Source organism: Variovorax sp. 10L421, from assembly GCF_056395365.1.
This window is the reverse complement of sequence record NZ_JBFTJJ010000017.1, coordinates 1-25,546: the sequence shown is the minus strand read 5'-3', so window position 1 is coordinate 25,546 and position 25,546 is coordinate 1. Positions and strand designations below refer to the sequence as shown.

The 25,546-nt window shown below is 69.3% G+C and carries 21 protein-coding genes and 1 pseudogene; 14 read left to right on the top strand and 8 right to left on the bottom strand.

Features of this window, described 5'->3' with window-relative positions:
- Positions 1-34: 34 nt before the first annotated feature.
- Positions 35-943, bottom strand: a complete 909-nt coding sequence (locus tag AC1DFC_RS20665) for a LysR family transcriptional regulator (protein WP_007838909.1) — start codon at positions 941-943, stop codon at positions 35-37.
- Positions 944-1,029: 86 nt separating this feature from the next.
- Between AC1DFC_RS20665 and AC1DFC_RS20660 the strand changes: the two genes are divergently transcribed.
- Positions 1,030-2,040 carry a zinc-binding alcohol dehydrogenase family protein gene (locus AC1DFC_RS20660; protein ID WP_413332769.1) on the top strand — a complete coding sequence of 337 codons (1,011 nt, stop codon included), beginning with the start codon at positions 1,030-1,032 and terminating at the stop codon, positions 2,038-2,040.
- Between the two features lies 1 nt (position 2,041).
- Here the strand turns inward: AC1DFC_RS20660 and AC1DFC_RS20655 are convergent, their stop codons facing one another.
- Positions 2,042-3,808, bottom strand: coding sequence for a chloride channel protein (locus AC1DFC_RS20655; RefSeq protein ID WP_007838905.1), 1,767 nt, complete (start codon positions 3,806-3,808; stop codon positions 2,042-2,044).
- Positions 3,805-4,230 carry a MarR family winged helix-turn-helix transcriptional regulator gene (locus tag AC1DFC_RS20650; protein ID WP_007838903.1) on the bottom strand — a complete coding sequence of 142 codons (426 nt, stop codon included), beginning with the start codon at positions 4,228-4,230 and terminating at the stop codon, positions 3,805-3,807. The genes AC1DFC_RS20655 and AC1DFC_RS20650 overlap by 4 nt, the downstream gene beginning before the upstream one ends.
- 72 nt (positions 4,231-4,302) lie before the next feature.
- On the opposite strand from AC1DFC_RS20650, the pseudogene AC1DFC_RS20645 reads away from it, so the two are divergent.
- Positions 4,303-4,714, top strand: a pseudogene (locus AC1DFC_RS20645) (GNAT family N-acetyltransferase).
- A 6-nt stretch (positions 4,715-4,720) separates the two neighbouring features.
- Here the strand turns inward: AC1DFC_RS20645 and AC1DFC_RS20640 are convergent.
- Positions 4,721-6,064: a PQQ-dependent sugar dehydrogenase gene (locus AC1DFC_RS20640; protein WP_007838899.1), complete on the bottom strand. Its 1,344-nt coding sequence runs from the start codon at positions 6,062-6,064 to the stop codon at positions 4,721-4,723.
- 130 nt (positions 6,065-6,194) lie between these two features.
- On the opposite strand from AC1DFC_RS20640, the gene AC1DFC_RS20635 reads away from it, so the two are divergent.
- The 7 genes from AC1DFC_RS20635 (at position 6,195) to priA (ending at position 15,794) form a co-directional block, all read left to right on the top strand.
- Positions 6,195-6,953 (top strand): alanyl-tRNA editing protein, encoded by a 759-nt coding sequence (locus tag AC1DFC_RS20635; RefSeq protein WP_478179892.1) that lies wholly within the window; start codon positions 6,195-6,197, stop codon positions 6,951-6,953.
- Between the two features lie 44 nt (positions 6,954-6,997).
- Positions 6,998-9,217: a protein-disulfide reductase DsbD family protein gene (locus tag AC1DFC_RS20630; protein WP_478179891.1), complete on the top strand. Its 2,220-nt coding sequence runs from the start codon at positions 6,998-7,000 to the stop codon at positions 9,215-9,217.
- Positions 9,218-9,310: 93 nt separating this feature from the next.
- The gene (locus AC1DFC_RS20625; protein ID WP_478179890.1) at positions 9,311-10,003 is read left to right on the top strand and encodes a thioredoxin family protein; all 693 of its coding nucleotides are present in this window, start codon (positions 9,311-9,313) and stop codon (positions 10,001-10,003) included.
- Between the two features lie 11 nt (positions 10,004-10,014).
- Positions 10,015-10,650: a methyltransferase domain-containing protein gene (locus AC1DFC_RS20620; protein WP_007838889.1), complete on the top strand. Its 636-nt coding sequence runs from the start codon at positions 10,015-10,017 to the stop codon at positions 10,648-10,650.
- A gap of 81 nt (positions 10,651-10,731) precedes the next feature.
- Positions 10,732-12,069 carry an MFS transporter gene (gene tcuC / locus AC1DFC_RS20615; protein ID WP_007838887.1) on the top strand — a complete coding sequence of 446 codons (1,338 nt, stop codon included), beginning with the start codon at positions 10,732-10,734 and terminating at the stop codon, positions 12,067-12,069.
- A 64-nt stretch (positions 12,070-12,133) separates the two neighbouring features.
- Positions 12,134-13,243: a uroporphyrinogen decarboxylase gene (gene hemE, locus AC1DFC_RS20610; RefSeq protein ID WP_478179889.1), complete on the top strand. Its 1,110-nt coding sequence runs from the start codon at positions 12,134-12,136 to the stop codon at positions 13,241-13,243.
- A gap of 451 nt (positions 13,244-13,694) precedes the next feature.
- On the top strand, positions 13,695-15,794 hold the full coding sequence (gene priA / locus AC1DFC_RS20605; RefSeq protein WP_478179924.1) for a replication restart helicase PriA: 2,100 nt from the start codon (positions 13,695-13,697) through the stop codon (positions 15,792-15,794).
- A gap of 33 nt (positions 15,795-15,827) precedes the next feature.
- On the opposite strand, the gene AC1DFC_RS20600 is transcribed toward priA, so the two are convergent.
- Entirely contained in the window at positions 15,828-16,037 is a 210-nt protein-coding gene (locus AC1DFC_RS20600) for a hypothetical protein (RefSeq protein ID WP_007838881.1), read from the bottom strand.
- Positions 16,038-16,273: 236 nt separating this feature from the next.
- Here AC1DFC_RS20600 and AC1DFC_RS20595 point away from each other — a divergent pair, with 236 nt between their 5' ends.
- The 5 genes from AC1DFC_RS20595 to nadE all read left to right on the top strand — a co-directional run bounded on the left by AC1DFC_RS20595 (position 16,274) and on the right by nadE (position 21,905).
- Positions 16,274-16,948 (top strand): hypothetical protein, encoded by a 675-nt coding sequence (locus AC1DFC_RS20595; RefSeq protein ID WP_478179888.1) that lies wholly within the window; start codon positions 16,274-16,276, stop codon positions 16,946-16,948.
- Between the two features lie 264 nt (positions 16,949-17,212).
- Positions 17,213-19,309: an ATP-dependent helicase gene (locus tag AC1DFC_RS20590; protein WP_007838879.1), complete on the top strand. Its 2,097-nt coding sequence runs from the start codon at positions 17,213-17,215 to the stop codon at positions 19,307-19,309.
- Positions 19,306-19,770, top strand: coding sequence for a hypothetical protein (locus tag AC1DFC_RS20585; protein ID WP_007838878.1), 465 nt, complete (start codon positions 19,306-19,308; stop codon positions 19,768-19,770). Before AC1DFC_RS20590 ends, AC1DFC_RS20585 begins: the two co-directional genes overlap by 4 nt.
- Entirely contained in the window at positions 19,767-20,945 is a 1,179-nt protein-coding gene (locus AC1DFC_RS20580; RefSeq protein WP_007838877.1) for a phospholipase A, read from the top strand. Before AC1DFC_RS20585 ends, AC1DFC_RS20580 begins: the two co-directional genes overlap by 4 nt.
- A 120-nt stretch (positions 20,946-21,065) precedes the next feature.
- Positions 21,066-21,905: an ammonia-dependent NAD(+) synthetase gene (nadE, locus tag AC1DFC_RS20575; RefSeq protein ID WP_007838875.1), complete on the top strand. Its 840-nt coding sequence runs from the start codon at positions 21,066-21,068 to the stop codon at positions 21,903-21,905.
- A gap of 18 nt (positions 21,906-21,923) precedes the next feature.
- Here nadE and AC1DFC_RS20570 read toward each other — a convergent pair whose 3' ends face one another.
- From AC1DFC_RS20570 to AC1DFC_RS20560, 3 genes are all read right to left on the bottom strand, one after another.
- Entirely contained in the window at positions 21,924-23,300 is a 1,377-nt protein-coding gene (locus AC1DFC_RS20570; RefSeq protein ID WP_007838873.1) for a sigma-54-dependent transcriptional regulator, read from the bottom strand.
- A 7-nt stretch (positions 23,301-23,307) separates the two neighbouring features.
- Positions 23,308-25,164 (bottom strand): sensor histidine kinase, encoded by a 1,857-nt coding sequence (locus tag AC1DFC_RS20565; RefSeq protein WP_478179887.1) that lies wholly within the window; start codon positions 25,162-25,164, stop codon positions 23,308-23,310.
- Between the two features lie 76 nt (positions 25,165-25,240).
- A partial coding sequence (locus tag AC1DFC_RS20560) for a cation:dicarboxylate symporter family transporter (protein ID WP_478179886.1) occupies positions 25,241-25,546 on the bottom strand: 306 nt, incomplete at its 5' end.

Below are 25,546 nucleotides of genomic sequence, written 5' to 3'. Positions count from 1 at the left end.
GGGAGAGGGAGCCGATCCGGAGCAGCCTCTTTACTCAGGCAACAGCCTGCAACGCCTCGAACTTCAGCGCCAGGAAATCGACGAACGCCCGCACGCGCGCGGGCACGAAGCGCCCGCTCGGCAGCAGCGCATGCAGCGGGTAGGGCTCCGTCTCCCAGTCGGGCAGCAGGCGCACGAGGCGGCCTTCGCGGATGTCGTTGCGCACGTCGAGCGCGGACTTGAGCGACACGCCGTAGCCCGCCACCGTCCATTCGCGCGCGAGCGAGGCGTCGTCCACGCTGCGGTTGCCGTTCACGCGCACTTCGGTCCACTGGCCGTTCTGCGCGAAGCGCCAGACGCGGTGGCGGCGCCCCGAGCGGTTGAAGATCAGGCAGTTGTGGTGCACCAGGTCTTGCGGCACCTTCGGCGCGGGATGGCGGCGCAGGTAGCCCGGTGACGCCGTGAGCACCGGGTTGGTCAGCGCGAAGGGCCGCGCCACCAGGCGCGAATCGGCCAGCGCACCGTAGCGCAACGCCACATCGACCTCGTCGCGCATCACGTCCAGCGGACGGTCGCCGACCGACAGCGAGAGCTGCACGCCGGGATGCAGCGCCAGGAATTCGTCGAACCACGGCAGCAGCGTGCTGCGCGTGAGGTCCGAGGGCGAAGCCACCCGCAAGGTGCCGACCAGATCGCCGCGGTCGGCCGTGACGAGCGACTCGCCCTCGTCCAGCAGCTCGAAGGCGCGCACCGCGTAGTCGAGCAGCGTCTGGCCCTGCGGCGTGAGGCGCATGGCGCGCGTGGAGCGCTCGAACAGGCGCGCGCCGAGCTGTGCCTCCAGCCGCTTGAGCGTGGCGCTGGCGGCCGCGGGCGTGATGCCCAGCGCATGCGCCGCCGCCGTGAGCGTGCCGCCGCGCGCTGTCTGCACCAGTACCTGCAGGTCGGAGAGATTTTCAATCTTCATTTGAAAGTGTTGCTGATTCAAGCCGCCTTATCAAACCTTCCTTGCAATCCTACAGTTCAGGCATCGTCACTGAAAGGTTCCTCCCCATGAAAGCCGTCGGCTACTACCAGCCCCTTCCCATCGACAACCCCGAATCGCTGCAGGACATCGAGTTGCCCGCCCCCGTGGCCGGCCCGCGGGACCTGCTGGTGCGCGTGAAGGCGGTGTCGGTCAACCCCGTGGACACCAAGGTCCGCAAGAACGCCGCACCCGAGGCCGGCCAGGCCAAGGTGCTGGGCTGGGATGCCGTGGGCACGGTCGAGGCCATCGGCAGCGGCGTGAAGAACTTCAAGGTGGGCGACCGCGTCTACTACGCGGGCTCGATCGTCCGCCCGGGTGCCAACGCCGAACTGCATGCGGTGGACGAGCGCATCGCGGCGATCGCGCCGAAGACCCTCGACGACTCGCAGGCCGCCGCGCTGCCGCTGACCACCATCACCGCGTATGAACTGCTGTTCGACCGCCTGCGGGTGCCCAAGGGCGGCGGCGGAGGCCAGACGCTGCTGATCACCGGCGGCGCGGGCGGCGTGGGCTCGATCCTGATCCAGCTCGCGCGCCAGCTCACGAAGCTGCGCGTCGTCGCCACCGCCTCGCGCGCCGAAACGCGCGAATGGTGCCTGGCGCTCGGCGCGCACACCGTCATCGACCACTCGAAGCCGCTCGCGGCCGAGCTCAAGGCGGCCGGCATCGGCGAAGTCGACATGGTCGCCAGCCTCACGCAGACCGAGCAGCACTACGCGCAGATCATCGAGAGCCTCAAGCCCCAGGGCCAGATCGCGGTGATCGACGACATGAAGATGCTCGATGCGATGCCGCTGAAGACCAAGTGCATCTCGCTGCACTGGGAAATGATGTTCGCGCGCTCGCGCTTCGAGACGCCGGACGTCGCCGAGCAAGGCGCGCTGCTGGCGGAGGTTGCGGCGCTGGTCGACGCGGGCCGCGTCCGCACCACCGCCAATGCGAGCTTCGGCACCATCAATGCGGCGAACCTGAAGAAGGCGCATGCGCTCATCGAGAGCGGCAAGGCGCAAGGGAAAGTCGTGCTGGCCGGGTTCTGAGCTACGTGGACTGCCACGGCAGCCCGCGCATGCGCTCGCGCTTTTCTTCCTCGTCGAAGTGCGCGAGCGAAGGCTTGATGAGGTCGCTGCGCGCCACGATGCCGGCCAGCGCGAGCGATTGCGCGTCCTTCACCACCGGCAGCCGTTCGAGCCGGTGGCGCGCGAGCCGGGTCGCGACGGCGCGGCAGTTCTCGCCAGGCAGCGCGAAGTACAGCGGCGCGTCGGCGCAGGCATCGCCCACGGTCGCGATCGGGTCGCACGTACCGCGCGCGGCCAGCATCGCGCGGTCGGCCACGCCGATCACCGCGCCGTTGCGCAGCACGGGGAACGCACGGTGCGCCTGCCCTTCGCCGAAGTAGCTGAACAGAGCCTGCGCCACCGGCATGGCCGCGTCGATGCTGCGCACCTCGCGCGTCATCACCTCCTCGACCGAATGCCGCTCCAGCGGATCGATGCCGTACTCGCGGTAAATGTGATAGCCGCGGCGCGCGATTTTCTCGGTGAGGATCGAGCGGCGCATCGTGAGCACCGTGAAGCCGTAGGCCACGGCAGAGGTGGTCAGCAGCGGCAGCAGCGCATTGCTGTCGTGCGTGAGCCCGAAGGCGAAGATGGTGGCGGTGAGCGGCGCACGCATCACGCCGCCCAGCGTGGCCGCCATGCAGACCAGCGGCCACAGCATCGGGTCGTTGCCCGGCAGGATGTGCGAGAGCACCACGCCCAGGCCGGCGCCCATCATCAGCAGCGGCGCCAGCACGCCACCCGAGGTGCCCGAGCCCAGCGAGATGACCCAGATGACGGCCTTCACCGCCAGCAGCGCGATCACCACGCCGAGCGCGAGGTGGTTGTGCAGCAGGTCCCCGATCACGTCGTAGCCCACGCCCAGCGCACGCGGCTGCAGCCAGCCGCCGATGCCGACCGCGAGGCCGCCGATGGCGGGCCACCACATCCAGTGCAGCGGCAGCTTGCCGAACCAGTCTTCCACCTTGTAAAGCGAGATCGACAACGATGCCGACAGCGCGCCGCACAGCACGCCGGCGATCACGCACGACAGCATGGCGAGCGGGCCGGGCACGGCCGTCTGCAGCGGGAACAGCGGGCCGGCGTCCATCAGCAACGGCCGCGCGAAGCCCGCCACCGCGCAGGCCACGGCCACCGGCAGCAGGCTGCGCGGGCGCAGCTCGAACAGCAGCAGTTCGACGGCCAGCAGCACCGCCGCCACGGGCGTGCCGAACACGGCCGTCATGCCGGCCGTGGCGCCCGCCACCAGCAGCGCCTTGCGCTCGGCCGCCGTGAGATGAAAGTGCTGCGCGATCAGCGAGCCGATGGCGCCCCCGGTCATGATGATCGGCCCTTCGGCGCCGAACGGGCCGCCGCTGCCGATCACGATGCCCGAGGACAGCGGCTTGAGCAGCGCGACCTTCGGCGACATCTTGCTCTTGCCAAACAGGATCGCCTCGATGGCCTCGGGAATGCCGTGGCCGCGGATCTTGTCGGAACCGTAGCGCGCGACCAGGCCGACGATCAGACCGCCTATCACCGGCACCACGATGACCCAGGCGCCCAGCGTGTGCGTGGCCGGCGAACGGTCGGCCAGCGAGAAAGTCTGGAAGAAGAACAGGTTGGTGAAGAAGCGGATCAGGTCGAGCAGCACGCGCGCGGCCACGGTGCTGACGGCGCCGATGACGGCCGCCATGACGGTGATGCGCATGAGGCGCGTGTTGAGCGCGAAGTCGCCGCGCGGCGGATGGGAGTTGGCTTTGGAGCTCATGGAATTTCCGGAAGATCGATTTGCGGCACGTCGAACACGCCCTTGAGCGAGCGCAGTTCCGCGCGGTGGAGCTCGGCCAGCCGCAGCAGCAGCTTCTCGCCCTCGGCGAGCAGGTGCACCTCGACCTGCCGGCGGTCCGTTTCGCTGGGCCGGCGCTGCACCAGTCCGAGCGCTTCGCAGCGCGTGACGAGCGCAACCGCGCCGTGCGGCTGCAGCTGCAAGCGTTCGGCGATCTCGCCCACCGAGGCCCAGTCGCGGCCGGGCACGCCCTTGATGTGCAGCAGCACCAGGTATTGCTGCGGCGTGAGGCCCTCGGCCTGCGCGGCGCGCTCGGAGAAGCGCTCGAAGCGGCGCATCTGGTAGCGGAACTGGGAAAGCGCCTCGAAGTCTTTCTTGGCGAGCTTGCGGGGGGTGGAAGCCATGGCGAGGGGAGATGCCGGAATGGCCGAAATATATCACGTCGTGACATATATACCGTGCGACACAATGGGTGCATGACCGCCGACCCCATCGAGTTCGACACTCCGCGCCTGCGCTTGCGCCAGTGGCGCGAGAGCGATCTGGCGCCCTTCTTCGCGCTGGCTTGCGACCCGCAGGTGATGGAGTTCCTGCTGCCGCTGCCCACGCGCGCCGACAGCGATGCGCTGGCCGATCGCATCCGCGCGCGCTTCGCGGAAAACGGCTGGGAGCGAGGCCGCACGCGCTGCGCTGCAGGTCGGCTTCGAGCGGATCGGGCTGGACGAGATCGTCGCCTTCACCGCCTGGAACAACACGCGCTCGAGCGCGGTGATGGAGCGCATCGGCATGAAGGAAGACGTGGCCGGCGCCTTCGACCATCCGCTGGTGCCCGAAGGACACGCACTGCGCCGGCACAGGCTCTACCGCATCGCCCGACCGCAGCGCTGAAGAAAGCTACTTCGCCCTCGACACCCGCCACACGGCGTTGCCGACATCGTCGGCCACCAGCAGTGCCCCGCCCTTGTCGAGCGCCACGCCCACCGGCCGGCCCTGCGCCTTTTCGTCGGCGGTCAGGAAGCCGGTCAGCACATCGACCGGCGGCCCGCTGGGCTTGCCTCCGATGAAGGGCACGAACACCACCTTGTAGCCCGACTTGGGCTTGCGGTTCCACGAGCCATGCTCGCCGATGAAGACGCCGTTGGCGAACTGGTCGGGCATGCCGCCCGGCCGCGAGAAGGCCATGCCGAGCGGCGCGACGTGCGCGCCCAGCGCGTAGTCGGGCGCGATGGCCTTGGCCGTCATCTCGGGGTTCTGCGGCGTGACGCGGGCGTCGACGATGCCGCCGTAGTAGCTCCAGGGCCAGCCGTAGAAGGCGCCGTCCTTCACCGAGGTGAGGTAGTCGGGCACGAGGTCGCTGCCGATCTCGTCGCGCTCGTTCACCACGGTCCACAGCGCCTTCGTGTCCGGGTCCCAGCCCATGCCGTTGGGGTTGCGCAGGCCGCTCGCGAACAGGCGCTTCTCGCCGCTCTTCGTGTCGACTTCCCAGATGGCGGCACGGCCCTCTTCAGCCGCGAGGCCGTTCTCGCCGATGTTGCTGTTGGAGCCGACCGTCACATAGAGCTTGCTGCCGTCGGCATTGGCGATGACGTTCTTGGTCCAGTGGTGGTTGATGCCGGCGGGCAGCTGCGTCACCAGCGTCGGGTTGGCGCGGATGGAGGTCTGGCCCTCGGTATACGGCACCTTCACCAACGCGTCGGCATTGGCGATGAAGAGTTCGTTGCCGACCAGCGCCATGCCGTACGGCGACATCAGGTTGGTCATGAACACCTGCTTCACCTCGGCGAGGCCGTCGCCGTCGGCGTCGCGCAGCAGGGTGATGCGGTTGGCGCTGGGCACGCCCGCGCCGGCGCGGGCCATGAGCTTGCCCATGACCCAGTTGCGCACCTTCGCGACCACGCCGCTGCCGCCGTCGCTGCTGCCGCCCGGCTTGGGCGGCTTGTTGCTCTCGGCCACGAGGATGTCGCCGTTGGGCAGGGTATAGACCCAGCGCGGATGGTCGAGGCCGCGTGCCAGCGCCGTCACCTGCAGGCCTTCGGCGGGGATGGGCGAGGCGGTGTCGGTCCAGCCGACGGCGGTCGCGACGTTGACGGTGGGAATCAGGGTCTTGTTCGGCTGGGCCAGTTGCGGGCGAGGGCCGGTCGTGAGCTCCGGGGCCAGCTTGGCGGTCTCGCCGCAGCCGGCGACGAGCAGCAGCGCGGCGGCCAGGGCCAGTGCGGATGCTTGCTGCGGTGCTGTCATGCGTATTCCTTGCGCGGCCGGGTGCCGCATGCACCGGATGATCCCCAGCCGGGCAGCCCCGGGGTTGTCGGCCACGGGCGCTTTCTGGCGTGGGCGCACCTCATTTGCGCATCGCCGCTACCATCGCCGGATGACCGACGACCTGTTCCGAGCCGACGCCTACCTGCGCACCTGCGACGCCCGCGTCCTGCGCGTCGACGAAACCGGCATCGTGCTGGACCGCACGGTGTTCTATCCGCTGGGCGGCGGACAGGCCGGCGACACCGGCGTGCTGGCGCTGGCCGACGGGCGCGAACTGGTCATTGCCGACACCCGCAAGGCCAGGAACGAAGAAGGCCAGCCGACGAATGAATTCGTGCACGTGCCCGCCCCGGAACAAGCCGACCTGCTGGCCGCGCTGAAGCCCGGCGACACCGTGACCGCCCGCCTCGACTGGGAGCGCCGCCATCGCCTGATGCGCTTCCACACCGCCTCCCACCTGCTGTGCCACCTCGTGCCGGTGCCGGTGAACGGCTGCTCCATCACGCCCGAATACGCGCGCATCGACTTCCACATGACCGATCCGCTGGACAAGGAAGCGCTGACCGCCGGGCTCGCGAAACTGGTCGAAGCGGCCCATCCGCTGACCGTGGGCGCCATCACCGACGAGGAACTCGACGCCAACCCCGCGCTGGTCAAGAGCATGAGCGTGCAGCCGCCGCGCGGCACGGGCACGGTGCGCACCATCCGCATCGGCGGCGACGGCGATGCCCAGATCGACTTCCAGCCCTGTGGCGGCACGCATGTTGCAAACACTTCCGAGATCGGGGCGGTGATGGTCACCAAGATCGAGAAGAAGAGCGCCAACAGCCGCCGCGTGGTGCTGGGCTGGGCCCCTGCGGTGGCCTGAAACGGCCCGGAACTTCGCCCCCATTGAATGCTCCGACTGACGGCATGATCTTTTCGCGCATCCATTTCGCTACGCTTCTGATAGCAACCGCCGCAGCCAGCATGCCGGCTGCGGCGCAATTGGCTTCCAAACCAGGCGCCGTGGTGACCACCCCCCACGTGCGCGCCGAACTGATCGCCCACGCCCCCGACGGCGTGGCGCCCGGCGCCCCGGTCTGGGTCGGCCTGCAGATCACGCACCAGCCCGAGTGGCACACCTACTGGAAGAACGCCGGCGATTCGGGCCTGCCCACCGAGATGGCGTGGACGCTGCCGGCCGGCGTGTCCACCGGCGAGATCGCCTGGCCGGTGCCGACGAAGATCCCGGTCGGCAACCTCGCCAACTACGGCTACGAAAACACCGTGCTGCTGCCGGTGCCGCTGGAGGTGTCGACGCTCTACAAGCCGCCGGTGGCGCTGGGCGGCGGCACGCCGGCCATGGACATCCGGCTCAAGGCTTCCTGGCTGGTCTGCCGCAAGGAATGCATCCCCGAAGAAGGCACGTTCACGCTGCCCCTGCCGCTGCAGGGCTCGACCGCGCTGCACAAGGCCGAGTTCGACGCCGCACTGGCGGCCCAGCCGCAGCCGCTGGCCAAGGCCGGCACCATCGAGGTCGATGGCCACAACCTGAAAGTGCGCCTCGAAGGCCTGCCCGCCGCCGTGCAGGGCAAGACGCTGGGCTTCTTCCCCGAGACCCCCGAGGTGATCCGCACCGCGGCCGTCTCCGGCAAGGACTGGACCCAATCCTGGCAGGGCGGCACCTGGACGGCGACGCTGCCGCTGGCCGATCAGCGCAGCGCGAGCCCCACGGTGATGCCGGTGGTGGTGGCGCTGGCCGAGTCCGACCGGCAGGCCGGCCAGCCGGTGGCCTGGCGCGCCGAAGCGCCGGTCACGGGCGCCTGGCCGGCAGGCACTGCGCCGCGCGCCGAGGTGTCGCCGGCGCTGCAGGCTGCGCTCACCGCCAATGCAGCCAAGGCAACAGCCCCGGCCGGCGATGCTCCCGCGCCCTCCTCGACCACCTTCATGGCCGCGTTGCTGGGCGCGCTGATCGGCGGCCTGCTGCTCAACCTCATGCCCTGCGTGTTCCCGATCCTCGCGATCAAGGTACTGGGCTTCGCGCGGCAGGCGGGCAACGCCAGCGCGCACCGCAAGGCCGGGCTGGCCTACACCGGCGGCGTGATGCTGTCCTTCCTCGCGCTGGGCGGCGGCATGCTGGCGCTGCGCGCGGCCGGCGCCGGGCTGGGCTGGGGCTTCCAGTTGCAGTCGCCGGGCGTGGTCGCTGCGCTGGCGGCGCTGTTCACACTGATCGGGCTCAACCTCGTGGGCGTGTTCGAGTTCGGCCGCGCCGCGCCCTCGTCGGTGTGCAGCGCGCAGGCCAAGCACCCGCTGGCCAACGACTTCCTCTCCGGCGTGCTCGCCGTGGTCATCGCCTCGCCCTGCACCGCGCCGTTCATGGGCGTGTCACTGGGTTTCGCCATCGGCCTGCCGGCCGGCCAGGCGCTGCTGCTGTTCGCGGCGCTGGGCTTCGGGCTGGCGCTGCCGTACCTCGTGGCCGGCTTCGTGCCCGCCGTGGCGTACCTGCTGCCGAAGCCCGGCCCGTGGATGGGCACGCTGCGCCGCCTGCTCGCCTTTCCGATGTTCGCCACCGTGGCGTGGCTGGTGTGGGTGCTGGGCCAGCAAAGCGGCATCGACGGCGCGGGCACGCTGCTCGCGCTGCTGGTGTGCCTGGCCGCCATCGTCTGGGCGCTCACGCTGCGCGGGCGCACGCGGGTCGTGATCGCCACCGTGCTGATCGGCTTCACGGCCGTGCTGACCGCCACCATCGGCCGCAATGTGCTGCAGGTGGTGGAGCCGGCCCGGCTGGCGGCGGCATCCGGCACTGCCGGCCAGCGCTGGCAGCCCTGGTCCGCCGAGCGGGTGTCCGAGCTGTCGGGCGCCGGCCAGCCGGTGTTCATCGACTTCACCGCTGCGTGGTGCGTGACCTGCCAGTACAACAAGAAGAGCACGCTCTCCGATGCCGCGGTGCTGGCCGACTTCGACGCGAAGAAGGTCGCCATGCTGCGCGCCGACTGGACCCGGCGCGACCCCGCCATCACCGCCGCGCTCACCGCGCTGGGCCGCAGCGGCGTGCCGGTGTACGTGCTGCAGGCGCCGGGCAAGCCGCCCGTCGTGCTGACCGAGATATTGGGAAAGGACGAAGTCCGCGCCGCCCTCGCCGCGCTTTGACCACCAGCGTGACATGGGTTGTCACATGCACTTGAAGAAACCGTTCTAAGCTGCAGTTGTTGTTTGGAATTTGTTCTGGAGTTCAAGCTGGCCATGTCTCTTTCGCCAACCACAGACTCGCGCTCCCGCCGTGCCGCGCGCCATGCCCGCGCCGCACTGAGCCGGGCCTCCCGCCGTGCGGTCGTTGCCGCCGCCGTGGCGCTCGGCGCCACCTTCCTGATGGGTACCAATGCCGCCGCCGCGCCCGCGGTGGGTCAGCAGGCGCCCGATTTCATCGCCGTCGACACCAGCGGCGCCAAGCACAAGCTGTCCGATTTCGCGGGCAAGTTCGTGGTGCTCGAATGGACCAACCCCGGCTGCCCCTTCGTGCGCAAGCATTACGGCAGCGGCAACATGCCCGCCACCCAGAAGGCCGCGACCGACAAGGGCGTGGTGTGGTTGGCCATCAATTCCACCGAGCGCGCCGCCACCGACTACCTCAAGCCCGAGGCGCTCGACGCCTGGATGAAGTCGCAGAAGGCCGCGCCCACCGCCGTGCTGATGGACGAGGACGGCGTCATCGGCCAGGTCTACGGCGCGCGCACCACGCCGCACATCTTCATCATCGACCCCAAGGGCACGCTGGTGTACGCGGGCGGCATCGACAGCATCGCCTCGGCGCGGGCGGACGACATCAAGACCGCGACCAACTACGTGAACCTGGCACTGGGCGAGGCCTTCGGCGGCAAGCCGATCTCGGCCGCCAGCACGCGGCCCTACGGCTGCTCGATCAAGTACAAGACCTGAGCCCGACCCGGATGACGCAAGTCCCGGGCACCGCCGGATACGGAGCCAACGCCGCGGCGCTGGCCACCCAGTACGAAAGCCTGCACTTCGCCGACGTACACCGCGAGGTGCTGCATCTCTTTCCCCCGCCGCCGGCCCGCGTGCTCGACATCGGCGCCGGCGCCGGGCGCGACGCGGCGGCGCTGGCCGCGCTGGGCCACCGGGTCGTGGCCGTGGAACCGACCGCCGAACTCCGCGCCGAAGGCCTGCGCCGCCACGCCGCGCTGCCCATCGAGTGGGTCGACGACCACCTGCCCGGCCTGCATCGCACCCGGGCGCTCGGCGAGCGATACGACCTGATCCTGCTGACCGCCGTCTGGATGCACCTCGACGACGCGGAACGTCGCGCCGCGATGGCGGCCCTTGCCGGACTGGTGGCCGACGGCGGGCAGATTGCAATGTCGCTGCGCCATGGCCCCGTGCCCGCGGGCCGGCGGATGTTCGAGGTGTCGGCTCAGGAGACCTGCGAGCTTGCCGAAGCGCACGGTCTGCGGCGCCGATTTCTAGGCCAGCGCGAGGACATGCTCGGCCGCGCAGATGTGACATGGAGCGTCCTCGTCCTCGGGGCCCGGGCCTCGCGCGTGACGCTGCCAGTGACAGCTACCTGACTCGCACAGTCAGCCAGCGGTCGGGAAGCCCACCTACCCTCGGGCGAGCACATCGCCAATATCGCCCAAGGGGACAACCAGATGAATCCTGCGCCCACCGCCGCGCAACCGGGCACGGCCGCCCACGCCTCCTCCGCCTCTTCCTCCAAGTTCGCCACTGTCCTGCGCGTGACCGGCGGCAACTTCATGGAGATGTTCGACTTCTTCCTGTTCGGCTTCTACGCCACGCAGATCTCGAAGGCGTTCTTCCCCGCGGGCAACGAGTTCGCCTCGCTGATGCTCACGTTCATGACCTTCGGCGCGGGCTTCCTGATGCGGCCGCTGGGCGCGATCTTTCTCGGTGCGTACGTCGACCGCGTCGGCCGCCGCCAGGGCCTGATCGTCACGCTCGCGCTGATGGCCGTCGGCACGCTGCTGATCGCCTGCGTACCTTCCTACGCCACCATCGGCCTCGTCGCGCCGCTGCTGGTGCTGGTCGGCCGGCTGCTGCAGGGCTTCTCGGCCGGCGTGGAGTTGGGCGGCGTGTCGGTGTACCTGTCGGAAATGGCCACGCCGGGCCGCAAGGGCTTCTACGTGAGCTGGCAGTCGGCCAGCCAACAGGTGGCCATCGTCGTGGCGGCTGCGCTCGGCTACTGGCTCAACGTGACCTTCACGCCGCAGGAGATCGGCGACTTCTACTGGCGCATTCCGTTCTTCGTGGGCTGCCTGATCGTGCCGGCGCTGTTCATCATCCGCCGCTCGCTGCAGGAGACCGAGGAGTTCATGGCGCGCAAGCACCGGCCCGACGCGCGCGAGATCTTCCAGTCGATGATCGCCAACTGGGGCCTCGTGCTCGCCGGGATGATGCTGGTGTCGATGACCACCGTGTCGTTCTACCTGATCACCGTCTACACGCCCACCTTCGGCAAGGCCGTGCTGCACCTGAGCACGACCGACGCGCTGATCGTCACGCTGTGCGTGGCCATTTCCAACTTCATCTGGCTGCCGATCATGGGCTCGCTGTCGGACCGCGTGGGCCGCAAGCCGCTGCTGATCCTGTTCACGGTGCTGACCATCCTGACCGCGTACCCGTCGCTCAAGTGGCTGGTCGGCGCGCCGAGTTTTGTACGCATGCTCGAGGTCGAGCTGTGGCTGTCGTTCCTCTACGCGAGCTACAACGGCGCGATGGTCGTGGCGCTCACCGAGGTGATGCCGGTGAACGTGCGCACCGCCGGCTTCTCGCTCGCGTACAGCCTGGCGACGGCGCTGTTCGGCGGCTTCACGCCGGCGATCGCGACAGGGCTGATCGAGATGACCGGCGACAAGGGCGCGCCGGGGCTGTGGATGACGGCCGCCGCGGTGTGCGGGCTGATTGCGACGCTGCTGCTGTACCGGCGCAACGTGGACCCGGCCGATGCGCGGCGCGTGCCGGTGGTCTGAGCGCATCGATAGGCGATAGGCCGGGCTGCGGGGAGCCGGGACACACCCCTGCGACAATCGCGGAATGCCTTTCGCCCCCCTGCAAAACGACACGTTCCTGCGAGCCTGCTGGCGCCAGGCCACCGACCACACACCCGTCTGGCTCATGCGCCAGGCCGGCCGCTACCTGCCGGAGTACGTCGCCACGCGCGCCAAGGCGGGCAGCTTCATGGGGCTGGCCACCAACACCGACTACGCCACCGAGGTCACGCTGCAGCCGCTGGCGCGCTACCCGCTGGACGCGGCCATCCTGTTCTCCGACATCCTGACGGTGCCCGACGCGATGGGCCTGGGCCTGTCGTTCGAGGCCGGCGAGGGCCCGCGCTTCGCGCACCCGGTGCGCGACGAGGCGGCCGTCGCCGCGCTCGAAGTGCCCGACATGGACAAGCTGCGCTACGTGTTCGATGCCGTGGCCTCGATCCGCAAGGCGCTGGACGGCCGCGTGCCGCTGATCGGCTTCTCGGGCAGCCCGTGGACGCTGGCCTGCTACATGGTGGAAGGCGCGGGTTCCAGCGACTACCGCCTCGTGAAGAGCATGCTCTACGGACGCCCCGACCTCATGCACCGCCTGCTGGCCGTGAATGCCGACTCGGTGGCCACGTACCTCAACGCCCAGATCGACGCCGGCGCGCAGGCCGTGATGGTGTTCGACAGCTGGGGCGGCGTGCTGGCCGACGGCGCGTTCCAGGAATTCAGCCTCGCCTACACAGCCCGCGTGCTGGCCGGCCTCAAACGCACCGGCGCCGACGGCCAGCCCGTGCCGCGCATCGTGTTCACCAAGGGCGGTGGCCTGTGGCTCGACGCCATGCGCGAGCTCGACTGCGAAGTGCTCGGCGTCGACTGGACCGTGAACCTCGCCACCGCGCGCAGGCAGATCGCTGAAGGCACCGACGGCAAGGCCAAGGCGCTGCAGGGCAACATCGACCCCAACGTGCTGTTCGCGCCGCCCGCGCAGATCGAGGCCGAGGTGGCGAAGGTGCTGAACGCCTTCGGCAAGCCCCATGCCGACCGCAACGCCAAGGGCCCGACCCACATCTTCAACCTGGGCCATGGCATCAGCCAGTTCACGCCTCCGGAGCATGTGGCGGCGCTGGTGCAGGCGGTGCACGCCCAGTCGCGCGCGCTGCGCAGTTGAAGTCGTCACCCGAGGCGGGCCGGCGATGGCGCCAGGCCTGCCCGAAAATGGGTTCGCAGCCGTTTGTCAAGCACAAAAACGGTCTATCAGCGCTGACTTATGCACAAAACAGGTGTTGCACCGCGCAAGATTATCTGAGTGGCCTCTTTCTTTGCTCCTAAAGAAATAGCGAAGCTAAGTTGTTGATTTATATAGGATTTGAACTTTGCTTTTTTTCCGGGCATTCCAGCCAGAGCCTTGATTTTCAAGGCCTCGCAGCGAGTCGAGCCCGCTTGTCAACAAAGTTATCCACAGAAACTCTGGATGGGCCTCAAAGCCCAGACAAATCAACGACTTAAGCGCTTTTGCTCAAAGTCGCATTAACAAACCTTTCCAAGAAGGACCGCTCATCTCCACAGCCGGCTCACCCCTCGGCGGGGCTCACCAGACGACGGACGGCGCTTCGCCGGCCCTGCCGTGGCGGCTCGACATCGCGGTGCAGACGCCCGCGCATGCCGCGCTCGGCGACCTGCTGAGCTACGCCGGCACCGAGCCGCTGGTGCCGGGCACGCTGGTGCGGGTGCCGCTGGGCAAGCGCGAGGTGCTGGGCGTGGTCTGGAACGAGCCGGTTTCGCTGGTGGGCGCCGAGCCCGACATGGCGCTGAAGCCCGTGGGCGCGGCGCTCGACGCACTGGCCCCGCTGGGCGAGGCCTGGCGCGACCTGGTGGCCTTTGCCGCGCGCTACTACCAGCGCTCGATCGGCGAGATCGCGCTGGCCGCGCTGCCGCCGCAGCTGCGCGACCTGTCGACCGCGCAGCTGGCGCGCCGGCTCAAGCGCAGGACAGCGGCCGGGCCGGTGGCCGAGACGGCCGAATCCGCCAACCTGATCGCGCTGAGCGCGGAGCAGACCGCCGCGCTGGCGCGCATCGAGGCAGAAACGGGCACCTTCCTGCTGGTCGGCAGCACCGGCAGCGGCAAGACCGAGGTCTACCTGCGCTGCGTAGCCGACCTGCTCGCGCGCGACCCCGAGGCGCAGGCGCTGGTGATGGTGCCCGAGATCAACCTCACACCGCAGCTCGAAGCCCGCTTCAAGGCCCGCTTCGGCGACGAGGCCGTGGTGTCGCTGCACAGCGGCATGACGAATCCGCAGCGGCTCGCGAGCTGGCTGGCGGCGCACGGCGGCGCGGCGCGCATCGTGCTGGGCACGCGCATGGCGGTGTTCGCGTCGATCCCGGGGCTGAAGCTCATCGTGGTCGACGAGGAGCACGACCCGAGCTACAAGCAGCAGGAAGGCGCGCGCTATTCGGCGCGCGACCTCGCCGTGTGGCGCGGCCAGCGCGAGAAGGCCAAGGTGATCCTGGGCTCGGCCACGCCCTCGCTCGAGAGCTGGCACCAGAGCCGGCCCGCCGAGGGCGACGACCCGGGCGGGCGCTACGTGCGGCTGGCCATGCCCTCGCGCATCGGCGCCGGTGAGCTGCCCGCCGTGCGGCTCGTCGACATGAACCTGCAGCCGCCGAAAACGGTGATTTCCGCCGCGCTGCTCGACGCCATCGGCCAGCGCATCGCGCGCGGCGAGCAGAGCATGATCTTCCTGAACCGGCGCGGCTATGCGCCGGTGCTGGCCTGCGGCGACTGCGGCTGGAAGAGCGAGTGCCCGCACTGCAGCGCCTACCGCGTGTTCCACAAGATCGACCGCACGCTGCGCTGCCACCACTGCGGCTTCACCGAGCGCGTGCCGCGCGCCTGCCCGGCCTGCGGCAACCCCGACATCGCGCCTGTGGGCCGCGGCACGGAACGGCTCGAAGAACACTTGGCCGAGCTGTTCGCAGGCGTGAAGCACCCGGACGGGAGTGCGGTGCGCATCGCGCGCATCGACGCCGACAGCACAAAGAAACAGGGCGCGCTCGAATCACAGCTCGCGGCCGTTCACGCGGGCGAGGTCGACGTGCTGGTCGGCACGCAGATGATCGCCAAGGGCCACGACTTCCGCCGCATCACGCTGGTGGCCGCGGTGAACCCCGACGGTGCGCTGTTCTCCAGCGACTTCCGCGCGCCTGAGCGGCTGTTCAGCCTGCTGATGCAGTCGGCCGGCCGCGCAGGCCGCGACGCCGCCTACCTCGCCGCGCAAGGCGCCAAGGCCGAGATGTGGATCCAGACGCACCATGCGCAGCACCCGCTGTTCATGGCGCTGCGCAGGCACGACTACGCCAGCTTCGCGCAGCAGCAGCTCGACGAGCGCCGCGCCGCCGGCATGCCGCCGTTCGCGTTCCAGGCGCTGCTGCGGGCCGACGCGCGCGAGCAGCCGGTGGCGCAGGGCTTCCTGAACACGGCCGCGGACAAGGCCGAGGCGCTGCCGGGTGCCGAGCTCGTCACGCGCTACCCGGCCGTGCCGCTGGCGATCCAGCGCGTGGCGAACGTGGAGCGTGCGCAGATGCTGATCGAAAGCCCCTCGCGGGCGGCGCTGCAGCGCCTGCTGGCCGCCTGGCAGCCGCTGTTGCACGAACTGCGGCGCACGCCCGAGGGCAAGGGCGTGATCCGCTGGCTGGTCGACGTCGACCCGCACAGCATCTGAACCTGGAACGCCAGCGACCCTGAAGCCGCGGTTTCAGTGGTGGCCGACGGGCTCCTTGCCCATGTCGACGTAGCGCAGCTCGCCATGCCTGCGCCGCACGATGCTCCCGGGCCACGCGAACACCACGAGGCTCAGCGCGGCGAGCGCTATCGCGGTGGCGGTGCCGAACCTGTCGGCATGCCAGAACCAGCCGACCACGAAGAGCCAGGCCAACCACAGCAGGATGCGAGAAAGAATTGCCATCGCGCGCTCCATTCACATCTTTGACTTGCAAACACTGTAGCAGCTCATCTGCAAACTCAAGTATTCATCTGAAGTGATAGCGATAGCTATGCCTTACGGCCTGCCTCGGCCTACCCGAAAATTTGTGAAAAAAGAGTTGACGCCATACCCCGGCGCTGGCCAAGCTGTCACAGCGCCAGCCCCCCGCGGGGACCGTGTTCCAAGCAAGCTCGCTCGTCGCAAAGGCAAGGGTCGCCGTGAAACCGTCGTCTTTCTCTGTTTGGGTCCTCTCGCTCGCTTCGAGCCTCGCCTGCATCGCGGGCGTGCCTTCGGCTTGCGCGGCCGAACTGGAGGTGCAGGGCAGCCGGCTGTTGGTGTCGGGCATGCTCGACGGCAGCGCCATCAAGGAATTCACCGAGCAGCTGACCAGCGGCACGGTGCATGTCGTGGTCTTCAAGGATTCGTTCGGCGGCACCGCCGAAGCGGCCGGCGCCTTTGCCGACGCCATCCGTGCGAGCGGCGTGCAGACCGAGGTTCGCGGCCAGTGCATGGCGGCCTGTGCCTATGCCTTCCTGGCGGGCAGGACGCACCGCTTCGGCTACGGCCCGCAGGTCAACGGCATCCTGCTGCCGGTGGCGGCGCGGCCCACGGCTGCCGAGCTCGCGGTGCGCTGGCGCGGCGACGAAACCCACAAGACGCTCGCCGACTTCACGCCGACCGCCGGGTCGGCGGCCAAGCCGGTGGAAGCGAGCGCCCCGCCGCCCAAGGACAACTGGCAGCCCGACCACGGCGTGCTCTTCACCGCCAGTCCCACGCTCTTCGGGCGTGTCTACAACACCTACTACTGCGACGGCACGCAGGGCCGCGACTTCTCGAAGTGCGAGCGCCTCGCCGATGCCGATCCGTACAAGCTCGGCGTGCTGACCCCATAGCGCGCGCGCCGCGAGCGGAAAGCTGAAGAAGGCAGTCCCCCGTCGTCCACTGGACGACGCGGGCGGTGCGGCCGCGCTCGGCGCAAAGAAAGGGAAAGTAACAAGGACTACAGGCGGCACCGGTCCGCTGTCGCCGGGCCGCTCCAGGGCTGCATGGGGGTGTCCGGGCTATAACCCCGCAAAGGCCGGCCCCGTATCATTGCCCGCTTTGCGCCAGCCGTTCCCCACGGCCTTCTTCGCGGCCTTCCCGGTTCTTTTTCTCCCATGTCTCACGGTCTCAATCTCGCGCAACAAGAAGCGGTCAACTACATGCATGGTCCCTGCCTGGTGCTTGCCGGTGCGGGCTCGGGCAAGACGCGGGTGATCACGCACAAGATCGGCCGGCTGATCCAGTCGGGCATCGAGCCGCAGCGCATCGCGGCCATCACCTTCACGAACAAGGCGGCCGCCGAGATGCGCGAGCGCGCGAAGGACTTGATCGGCAAGGACGCGCGCAAGGTCGTGGTCTGCACCTTCCACGCGCTGGGCGTGCGCATGATGCGCGAGGACGGCGCGGTGCTCGGCCTGAAGAAGGCCTTCAGCATCCTCGATTCCGACGACGTCACCAAGATCCTGAAGGACGCCGGCGGCACCACCGATGCGGCCACCGCGCGCATCTGGCAGTGGACCATCAGCAAGTGGAAGAACATGGGCCTGAACGCCGCGCAGGCCGAAGCCCAGGCTGCCGACGACAACGAGCGCATCACCGCGAAGATCATGGCGCGCTACGAAGAGCGCCTCGCGGCCTATCAGAGCGTGGACTTCGACGACCTGATCGGCATGCCGCTCAAGCTGCTCTACGAATTTCCCGAGGTGCGCGCCAAGTGGCAAGCCGCGCTCGGCCACATCCTGGTGGACGAATACCAGGACACCAACGCCACGCAGTACGAAGTGCTCAAGGCCCTGGCCGGCGAGCGCGGCCACTTCACCGCCGTGGGCGACGACGACCAGTCGATCTACGGATGGCGCGGCGCCACGCTCGACAACCTGCGCAAGCTGCCGGTCGACTACCCCACGCTCAAGGTCATCAAGCTGGAGCAGAACTACCGCTCCACCAGCGCCATCCTGCGCGCGGCCAACAACGTGATCGGCCCCAACCCCAAGCTGTTTCCGAAGACGCTGTTCTCCGAGCTCGGCGAAGGCGAGCCGGTGCGCATCGTCGATGCCGACAGCGAAGTGCACGAGGCCGAGCGCGCGGTGGCGCGCATCGTCAGCATCCGCGCGGGCGACGTCATCGCGCAGGGCAAGCAGTACAAGGAGTTCCGCGACTTCGCGATCCTGTACCGCGCCAACCACCAGGCGCGCGTGTTCGAGCAGGCGCTGCGCAAGGCGCAGATTCCGTACAAGGTGTCGGGCGGCCAGAGCTTCTTCGACCGCGCCGAGATCAAGGACCTGTGCGGCTGGTTCCGCCTGTGGGTCAACAACGACGACGACCCCGCGTTCCTGCGCGCCATCACCACGCCCAAGCGCGGCATCGGCCACACCACGCTGGCGAGCCTGGGCACCTTCGCGAGCCAGTACAAGCTGAGCCTGTTCGAGGCGCTATTCAGCCCCTCGCTGCCGAGCGTGATGCCCAAGCGCACGCTCGAAGGCATCCACGAGTTCGGCCGCTACATCAACGACCTGGAATACCGCGCGCGCCGCACCATGGGCGCCGAAGACTCGCGCACCTTCATGCTCGACTGGCTCAAGGAGATCGACTACGAGAAGCACCTCTACGACGGCGAGGACAGCGAGGCCGCCGCGGCCTCGCGCTGGACCAACGTGCTGGAGTTCGTCGACTGGATGTCGCAGCGCGCCGGCGGCACGCTCGACGATGCCTCGGGCGCCAACGACAACGTCGAGACCGAGCGCAAGAGCCTGCTCGAAGTGGCGCAGACCATCTCGCTGCTGTCGACCATCAGCGAGCGCGAGCAGGACCAGGACGTGGTCACGCTCTCGACGCTGCACGCCTCCAAGGGCCTCGAATGGCCGCACGTGATGCTGATCGGCGTGACCGAGGGCCTGCTGCCCTTCAAGCTCGAGGACGACAACGGCCGCCAGAAGGTGGTGAGCGACGACACGCTGCAGCGCCTGCAGGAAGAGCGCCGCCTGATGTACGTGGGCATCACGCGCGCGCAGCGCAGCCTGGCCGTGAGCTGGACCAAGAAGCGCAAGCAGGGCCGCGAGATGGTGCCCTGCGTGCCGAGCCGCTTCATCGCCGAGATGGGCCTCGACAAGACAACCATCAAGGAAGACCCGCGCGAGAAACTCAAGGCGCTGCGCGCCGAGTTCGCGCGCAAGGCACAGGACAACGCGGCGAAGGCAGCGGCAGCGTCATGAAGGCGAACAGCTTTTCCGCGCTGCTGGCCGGCGCCGTTCTTCTTTCGCTGTCGGGCTGCGCCTCCGTGCGGGGCAGCGCCGACTGCCCCGCCGACGCGCGCGACCTGCCGCTGCAATCGCTCTACGGCCGCTGGGATGCGCACTTCGACGGCCTGCCGGCCGTGGCCGCCGTGCAGCTCGGAAAGCACCCCGACTACGACGGCGTGCGCGGAACCATCACACGCCACGGCGCCAACCCTGCGAAAGCCGCGGTCGCGCAGCTCGCGGGCGACGTGGACGACGAAGGCGCGCTCTCCATCGATGAATCACAGGACGGCCGCGCCATCAGCGCCGTCTGGTCGGGCAAGCTACAGGCCGGCTCGTGCGGGCGCGAATTCAGGGGCACGTGGCGCAACGCCGCGGACGAGAGCACGCACCCGTTCGTGCTCAGCAAGACAGTCGCGCAGGAAGGAAAGCAATGACGACGACACGACGACAACCTCACTTCAACCTGGCCGCGCTCGCGGCCGTGGCCGCCTGCCTCGGCGGCGGCGCCACGGCGCACGCACAGGCCGTGGACAAGCCCGCGAGTCCGCTGGCCGACGCCCAGCTCACCTGGCAGCAGTGCGCCGCACTCGGTGCCAACAACGAGGCGCGCCTGGCCTGCTTCGACCGCTGGTCGCAGCAGCAGACGCTGCCCTCGGTGTCGGTTCCCGCCGCGCCGCCCGTGCTGGCGAACACCCAGCCGCCGGTGGACGCCTCGATCCCGGCCACGCGCGTCGTCTCGGTCGCCACCGCCGAAGGCTGCCGCGACCGCCAGTACTCGGTGCTCTCGCGCTTCTGGGAACTGGAGGAGGCCACCGATTGCGGCACCTTCGGCTTCCGCGGCTACCGCCCGCTCAACGTGTCGGTCTCGGCCGCCACCAAGAAACCCGAGACGCCGACCTCGCCCTCGGCCGGCCACACCGCCGATCCGGTGGCCTACCAGGCCAACGAAATGCGCATCGGCCTGTCGGTGCGCACCAAGCTCGCCCAGGGCATGCTCACGCAGAACGATCCGGCCAACAGGAAAGATTCGCTGTGGTTCGCCTACAGCCAGCAGTCGACGTGGCAGCTGTTCAACGGCGCCATCTCGCGGCCCTTCCGCACCACCGACCACGAACCCGAGCTGATGTACGTCTACCCGACCGACTTCAAGCTGCCCGGGGGCTGGCGCTGGCGCTATTCGGGCCTTGGCATCGTGCACCAGTCGAACGGCCAGACCCTGCCGCTGTCGCGCAGCTGGAACCGCGTCTACCTGATGGGCGGCGCCGAGCTCGACGACCGCTTCACCATCACCGGGCGTATCTGGAAGCGCGTTTCCGAGAGCGCCGCCAAGGACGACAACCCCGACATCTCCGACTACATCGGCCGCGCCGAGCTCACCGGCCGCTGGAACCTCAACCGCGACAACCAGCTCGCCGTGACCGTGCGCAACAACCTGCGCGACAGCGGCCGCGGCTCGGTGCGCCTCGAATGGCTCAAGGCCATCGGCGACCCGACCAAGAGCAACCTGCGCTTCCACACGCAGCTGTTCTCGGGCTATGGCGATACGCTGGTGGACTACAACCGCAAGCGGACCGTCCTGAGCATCGGCCTGAGCCTCGTGGATTTTTAAGCTCGCCCCCAGGCTTCGCGCGCTTCGTGTCGCTTCGCCCCCTGCCGGGGGCAACACCTGCGGCCCGGCAAAGCCGGTTCCGCGGTGTTCCACTGAAAGAATGCAAGGAAGAATCGCCGTATGAATCAGGACCTCACTCCCGTCGACGACACGCAGCGCGAGATCATCGCCGCGCTGCACGTCGCGCCCGTCTTCGATGCCGCCCGCGAACTGGAACGGCGCGTCGACTTTCTCGCCGGCTACCTGAAGCAGACCGGCCTGAAGACGCTGGTGCTGGGCATCAGCGGCGGCGTCGATTCGCTGACTGCCGGCTGCCTCGCGCAGCGCGCCGTCGAAAAGCTGCGCGCCACAGGCTACGACGCCACCTTCATCGCGATGCGCCTGCCCTACGGCGTGCAGAAGGACGAAGCCGAGGCGCAGGCCTCGCTCGCAGTGATGAAGCCCGACCGCACCATCACCGTCGACATCCGCCCCGCCGCCGACGGCATGCTCGCGGCGCTGAAGGCCGGCGACCTGGCGTTCCGCGATGCGGCGCACGAAGACTTCGTGCTCGGCAACATCAAGGCGCGCCAGCGCATGATCGCGCAGTTCGCGGTGGCCGGCGCGCACGACGGCATCGTCATCGGCACCGACCACGCGGCCGAGGCGCTGATGGGCTTCTTCACCAAGTTCGGCGACGGCGCGGCCGACATCACGCCGCTCACGGGTCTCAACAAGCGCCGCGTGCGCGCGGTGGCGCAACTGCTGGGCGCGTCCGACGCGCTGGTCTACAAAGTGCCGACCGCCGACCTCGAATCGCTGGTGCCGGGCAAGCCCGACGAAGACGCCTTCGGCGTCACCTACGAGCAGATCGACGACTTCCTCGAAGGCAAGCCGGTGTCGGCCGAAGCCCGCCGGATCATTCTTGCGACGCACCGCAGGAGCGCGCACAAGCGCGCGCTGCCTGTCGAACCCTTCTGACGGCGGCCGTGCTACCGGTCAGGCCGCGGGCTTGAATTCGTCCACCGTCAGGCCGAGCTTGCGCACCTTGTCGTGCAGCGTCTGGCGCGCGATGCCGAGCGCGGCGGCCGTGGCGGGCTGGTCGCCGTGCTGCCGCCGCAGCTCCTCGACGATCACCGCGCGTTCGAACGATTCCACCTGCTGCGGCAGCCCGCGCGGCAAGGTCGGCACGCCGTCGGCGCCGTTGCCGCCGCGCGTCTGCGTCAGGCGCTCGCCGAGCAGGCCCAGCACGAAGCGGTCGGCCACGTTGCGCAGCTCGCGCACGTTGCCGGGCCAGGCGTAGGCCATCAGGTCGGCCAGCTGCGCGTTGCTCAGCAGCGGCGCGGGGCGCTCGTAGCGGCTCGCGGCCTGCAGCGTGAAGTGCTCGAACAGCAGCGGGATGTCCTCGCGCCGCTCGCGCAGCGGCGGCAGCTCGATGAAGGCGACGCCCAGGCGGTAGTACAGGTCGGCCCTGAACTTCTGCTGGTCGCTCATGGCCTTCAGGTCGTCCTTGCTCGCGGCCACCACGCGGCAATCGAAGGGAATGGTCTTGTTGGAGCCGATGCGCTCGATGCTGCGCTCCTGCAGCGCGCGCAGCAGCTTGATCTGCACCGCCATCGGCATGCTCTCGATCTCGTCGAGGAACAGCGTACCGCCGCTGGCGTATTCGAACTTGCCCACGCGCACGCGGTTGGCGCCGGTGAAGGCGCCGGCCTCGTGGCCAAACAGCTCGCTCTCGGCCAGCGACTCCGGCAGGCCGCCGCAATTGAGCGGCACGAAATGCTGACGGCGGCGCGCGCTGTGGTCGTGCAGGCATCGCGCCACCAGCTCCTTGCCGGTGCCGGTCTCGCCGTAGACCAGCACGTCGGCCGAGGTCTCGGCCAGCGTCTTCACGGTCTGGCGCACCTGCTGCATCTGCGCCGAACGGCCGATCAGCACCGACTGGATGCCCTGCCAGTTTTCCAGCGCGTCGCGCAGCGCGCGCACCTGCAGGCTGAGCTGCCGGCGCTCGATGGCGTGGCGCACGATGGCCACCAGCCGCTCGGAGCTGAAAGGCTTCTCGATGAAGTCGTAGGCACCCTCGCGCATGGCCTGCACGGCCATCGCGATGTGGCCGTGGCCTGTGACCAGGATCACGGGCAGCTCGGCATCGACGTTGCGCAGCTCGGGCAGCCACTCGGTGCCGCTCAGGCCCGGCAGGCGCACATCGCTGACCACGACGGCCGGCACGCCGAAACCGATGTGCGGGCGCGCGCGCTCGGCGCTCGCGAAGGATTCGACCTCGAAACCGGCCAGGGTCAGCACCTGGGTCGTGCTGATGCGGACGTCTTCGTCGTCCTCGACCAGCAGCACCCGGATGGCAGGGGCTTCGCTCACTTGGGGGTCACTCCTGTTGTGCAGTGGAAAGGGGGGGTGAATGAGAGGGTGCGGGCGGGTTGTGGATCACGGCAATGGCGGCGGGCAGGTCGATGACGAAGCATGCGCCGCCGCCATCCAGGTTGGCCGCGCGCAGCGTGCCGTCCATGGCGCGCACCAATTGTGCCGAGATCACGAGCCCCAGGCCCAGCCCGGAACCCGCGGCCTTGCCGGTGACGAAGGGTTCGAACAGGCGCGGCAGGATATCGGGGCGAATGCCCGGGCCGGTGTCGGTCACCGAAAGGAGCACGCGCCCCTCCTTCGGCCGCGCTTCCAGCCGCAGCGTGCGCAGCGGCGCGTCCTGCATGGCGTCGATGGCGTTGCGCATCAGGTTGGCGAGCACGCTGCCCAGCGCGGCGTCCTCGGCCATGGCGCTCAGCGCCGCGGGCTGCACGTCGACCTCGATGGCAACGCGCTGCTTCTTTGCGGCGTCGGCGACGATCGCCTGTGCTTCGGCGATCGCCTGCGACAACAGCACCGGCGCCAGCGGCACCTCGCCCTTGTAGGCGAAGGTGCGCAGCTGCGAGGTCAGGCGCGCAAGCCGGTCGACCATGTTGCGGATGCGCTGGAGGTTGCCGCGCACGTCGTCGATGCGGTTCTTGTCGAGCAGGATGACGGCGCTTTCCGACAGCGTGCGCATGGCCGTGAGCGGCTGGTTGAGCTCGTGCACCACGCCGGCCGACATCTGGCCCAGCGCGGCCATCTTGCCGGCATGCACCAGCTCGCCCTGCGCCGCGCGCAGCTGCGCGGTGCGCGCCACCACGGTCGATTCGAGCGTGTCGTGCGCCGCCTGCAGCGCAGCCTGGCTGGCCAGCTTCTGGCGCACCGCGCGGCGGCGCTGCCACAGCGCGACGGCCACCAGCAGCAGCACCGCCATCGCCAGGCTGGCGGTGATCGCCGCGTAGCGTGCCGCCGTGCGCAGCGGCGCGAGGTCGTCGAGCACCACCAGCTGCCACGGTGCGCCGCGCAGGATGCGCGCCGACGCGAGCTGGTCCACGCCGTCGAGCGAGATCACCTGCACGTCGCGGTCCAGCGCCTCCTTCTGCGTCCACTGCAGCGGCTGCAGGCTGGCCTCGCCGTAGGGGCGCGAGCGCAGCACCTCGGCGCGCTGCAGCGCATCGAGCGGCAGCAGCGGGCGAAACTTGAGGTCTTCGCGGGTGGAAAGGATCACCACGCCGCGCTGGTCGATCAGCGCCACGTCGCCGGGCAGCTTGCGCCAGGCGCGCTCGGCCTCCTCGAGGTTGATCTTGACGGCCACCACCCCGCGCGAGGACTGGCCGCGGCGCAGCGCATACGACAGGTAGTAGCCCGGCTTCTTGCTGGTGATGCCCACCCCGTAGAAGCGGCCCCGGCCCTGCCCCAGCGCGTCGATCACGTAGGGCCGGAACGACAGGTCCTGGCCGACGGTGGTGCCGGGCTTGTCCCAGTCGGACGCGGCCAGCGAGGTGCCGGAGGCGTCGAGCACGTAGAGCATCTCGGCGCCGGCCGTGGCGTTGACGCCGTCGAGGTAGCGGTTGACCGCGTCGCGCAGGCGCGTGTCCGACGGCGTGCCGAGCAGCTCCGGCACGACGGGCGTCATCTCCAGCAGCGCGGGCAGGTAGTCGAAGCGGGCGAGGTCGGCGTCGAGCCCGGTCGCGAGCATGTCGAGCCGGTGCTCGGCCGCCTCGCGCAGGCGCGCCAGGCCGGCCTGCATGGCGATCTGCTGGCCGGCGAAGGCGGCCACGGCCACCAGCGCCAGCGCGCCACACCAGCGCGGCAGGGCGCGCCATCCCCTCGTGTGGTCGAAAGGTCCATCGAAATGCAGGCCCGGCTCCCTTGAAATCATGGGAGCGTTATTGCACAAGGCCGGGCCGTCCGCATCGGTGGCAGCCCGATGGCCCCTGGCGGGGCCGAAGGCAGGGTCAGGCCTGCCGTGCCTGGCCGGCGGGCATGTGCGCCTGGGCGGCGTCGAGCACGCGCTCGGGTTCGTCGGCTTCGGCGGTGCTTTCCTGGTTCAGATGCTGGTGCATGCGCACGGTGTCGAGGTCGCCGGTCCACTTGGCGACGACCAGCGTGGCCACGCCGTTGCCGATCAGGTTGGTCAGCGCGCGGGCTTCCGACATGAAGCGGTCGATGCCCAGGATCAGCGCAAGGCCCGCCACCGGCACGTGCCCCACGGCCGACAGCGTGGCCGCCAGCACGATGAAGCCGCTGCCCGTGACGCCCGC

Excerpts from the sequence above, each read along its gene's own strand:
- AC1DFC_RS20655 (WP_007838905.1), bottom strand. The coding sequence starts at position 3,808 with ATGAGCTCCAAAGCCAACTCCCATCCGCCGCGCGGCGACTTCGCGCTC.
- AC1DFC_RS20600 (WP_007838881.1), bottom strand. The coding sequence starts at position 16,037 with ATGGCAATTCTTTCTCGCATCCTGCTGTGGTTGGCCTGGCTCTTCGTG.
- AC1DFC_RS20660 (WP_413332769.1), top strand. The coding sequence starts at position 1,030 with ATGAAAGCCGTCGGCTACTACCAGCCCCTTCCCATCGACAACCCCGAA.
- AC1DFC_RS20665 (WP_007838909.1), bottom strand. The coding sequence starts at position 943 with ATGAAGATTGAAAATCTCTCCGACCTGCAGGTACTGGTGCAGACAGCG.
- hemE (WP_478179889.1), top strand. The coding sequence starts at position 12,134 with ATGCCTTTCGCCCCCCTGCAAAACGACACGTTCCTGCGAGCCTGCTGG.
- nadE (WP_007838875.1), top strand. The coding sequence starts at position 21,066 with ATGAATCAGGACCTCACTCCCGTCGACGACACGCAGCGCGAGATCATC.
- AC1DFC_RS20650 (WP_007838903.1), bottom strand. The coding sequence starts at position 4,230 with ATGGCTTCCACCCCCCGCAAGCTCGCCAAGAAAGACTTCGAGGCGCTT.
- AC1DFC_RS20580 (WP_007838877.1), top strand. The coding sequence starts at position 19,767 with ATGACGACGACACGACGACAACCTCACTTCAACCTGGCCGCGCTCGCG.
- AC1DFC_RS20565 (WP_478179887.1), bottom strand. The coding sequence starts at position 25,164 with ATGATTTCAAGGGAGCCGGGCCTGCATTTCGATGGACCTTTCGACCAC.
- AC1DFC_RS20620 (WP_007838889.1), top strand. The coding sequence starts at position 10,015 with ATGACGCAAGTCCCGGGCACCGCCGGATACGGAGCCAACGCCGCGGCG.
- AC1DFC_RS20640 (WP_007838899.1), bottom strand. The coding sequence starts at position 6,064 with ATGACAGCACCGCAGCAAGCATCCGCACTGGCCCTGGCCGCCGCGCTG.
- AC1DFC_RS20630 (WP_478179891.1), top strand. The coding sequence starts at position 6,998 with ATGATCTTTTCGCGCATCCATTTCGCTACGCTTCTGATAGCAACCGCC.
- AC1DFC_RS20585 (WP_007838878.1), top strand. The coding sequence starts at position 19,306 with ATGAAGGCGAACAGCTTTTCCGCGCTGCTGGCCGGCGCCGTTCTTCTT.
- AC1DFC_RS20635 (WP_478179892.1), top strand. The coding sequence starts at position 6,195 with ATGACCGACGACCTGTTCCGAGCCGACGCCTACCTGCGCACCTGCGAC.
- AC1DFC_RS20590 (WP_007838879.1), top strand. The coding sequence starts at position 17,213 with ATGTCTCACGGTCTCAATCTCGCGCAACAAGAAGCGGTCAACTACATG.
- AC1DFC_RS20625 (WP_478179890.1), top strand. The coding sequence starts at position 9,311 with ATGTCTCTTTCGCCAACCACAGACTCGCGCTCCCGCCGTGCCGCGCGC.
- tcuC (WP_007838887.1), top strand. The coding sequence starts at position 10,732 with ATGAATCCTGCGCCCACCGCCGCGCAACCGGGCACGGCCGCCCACGCC.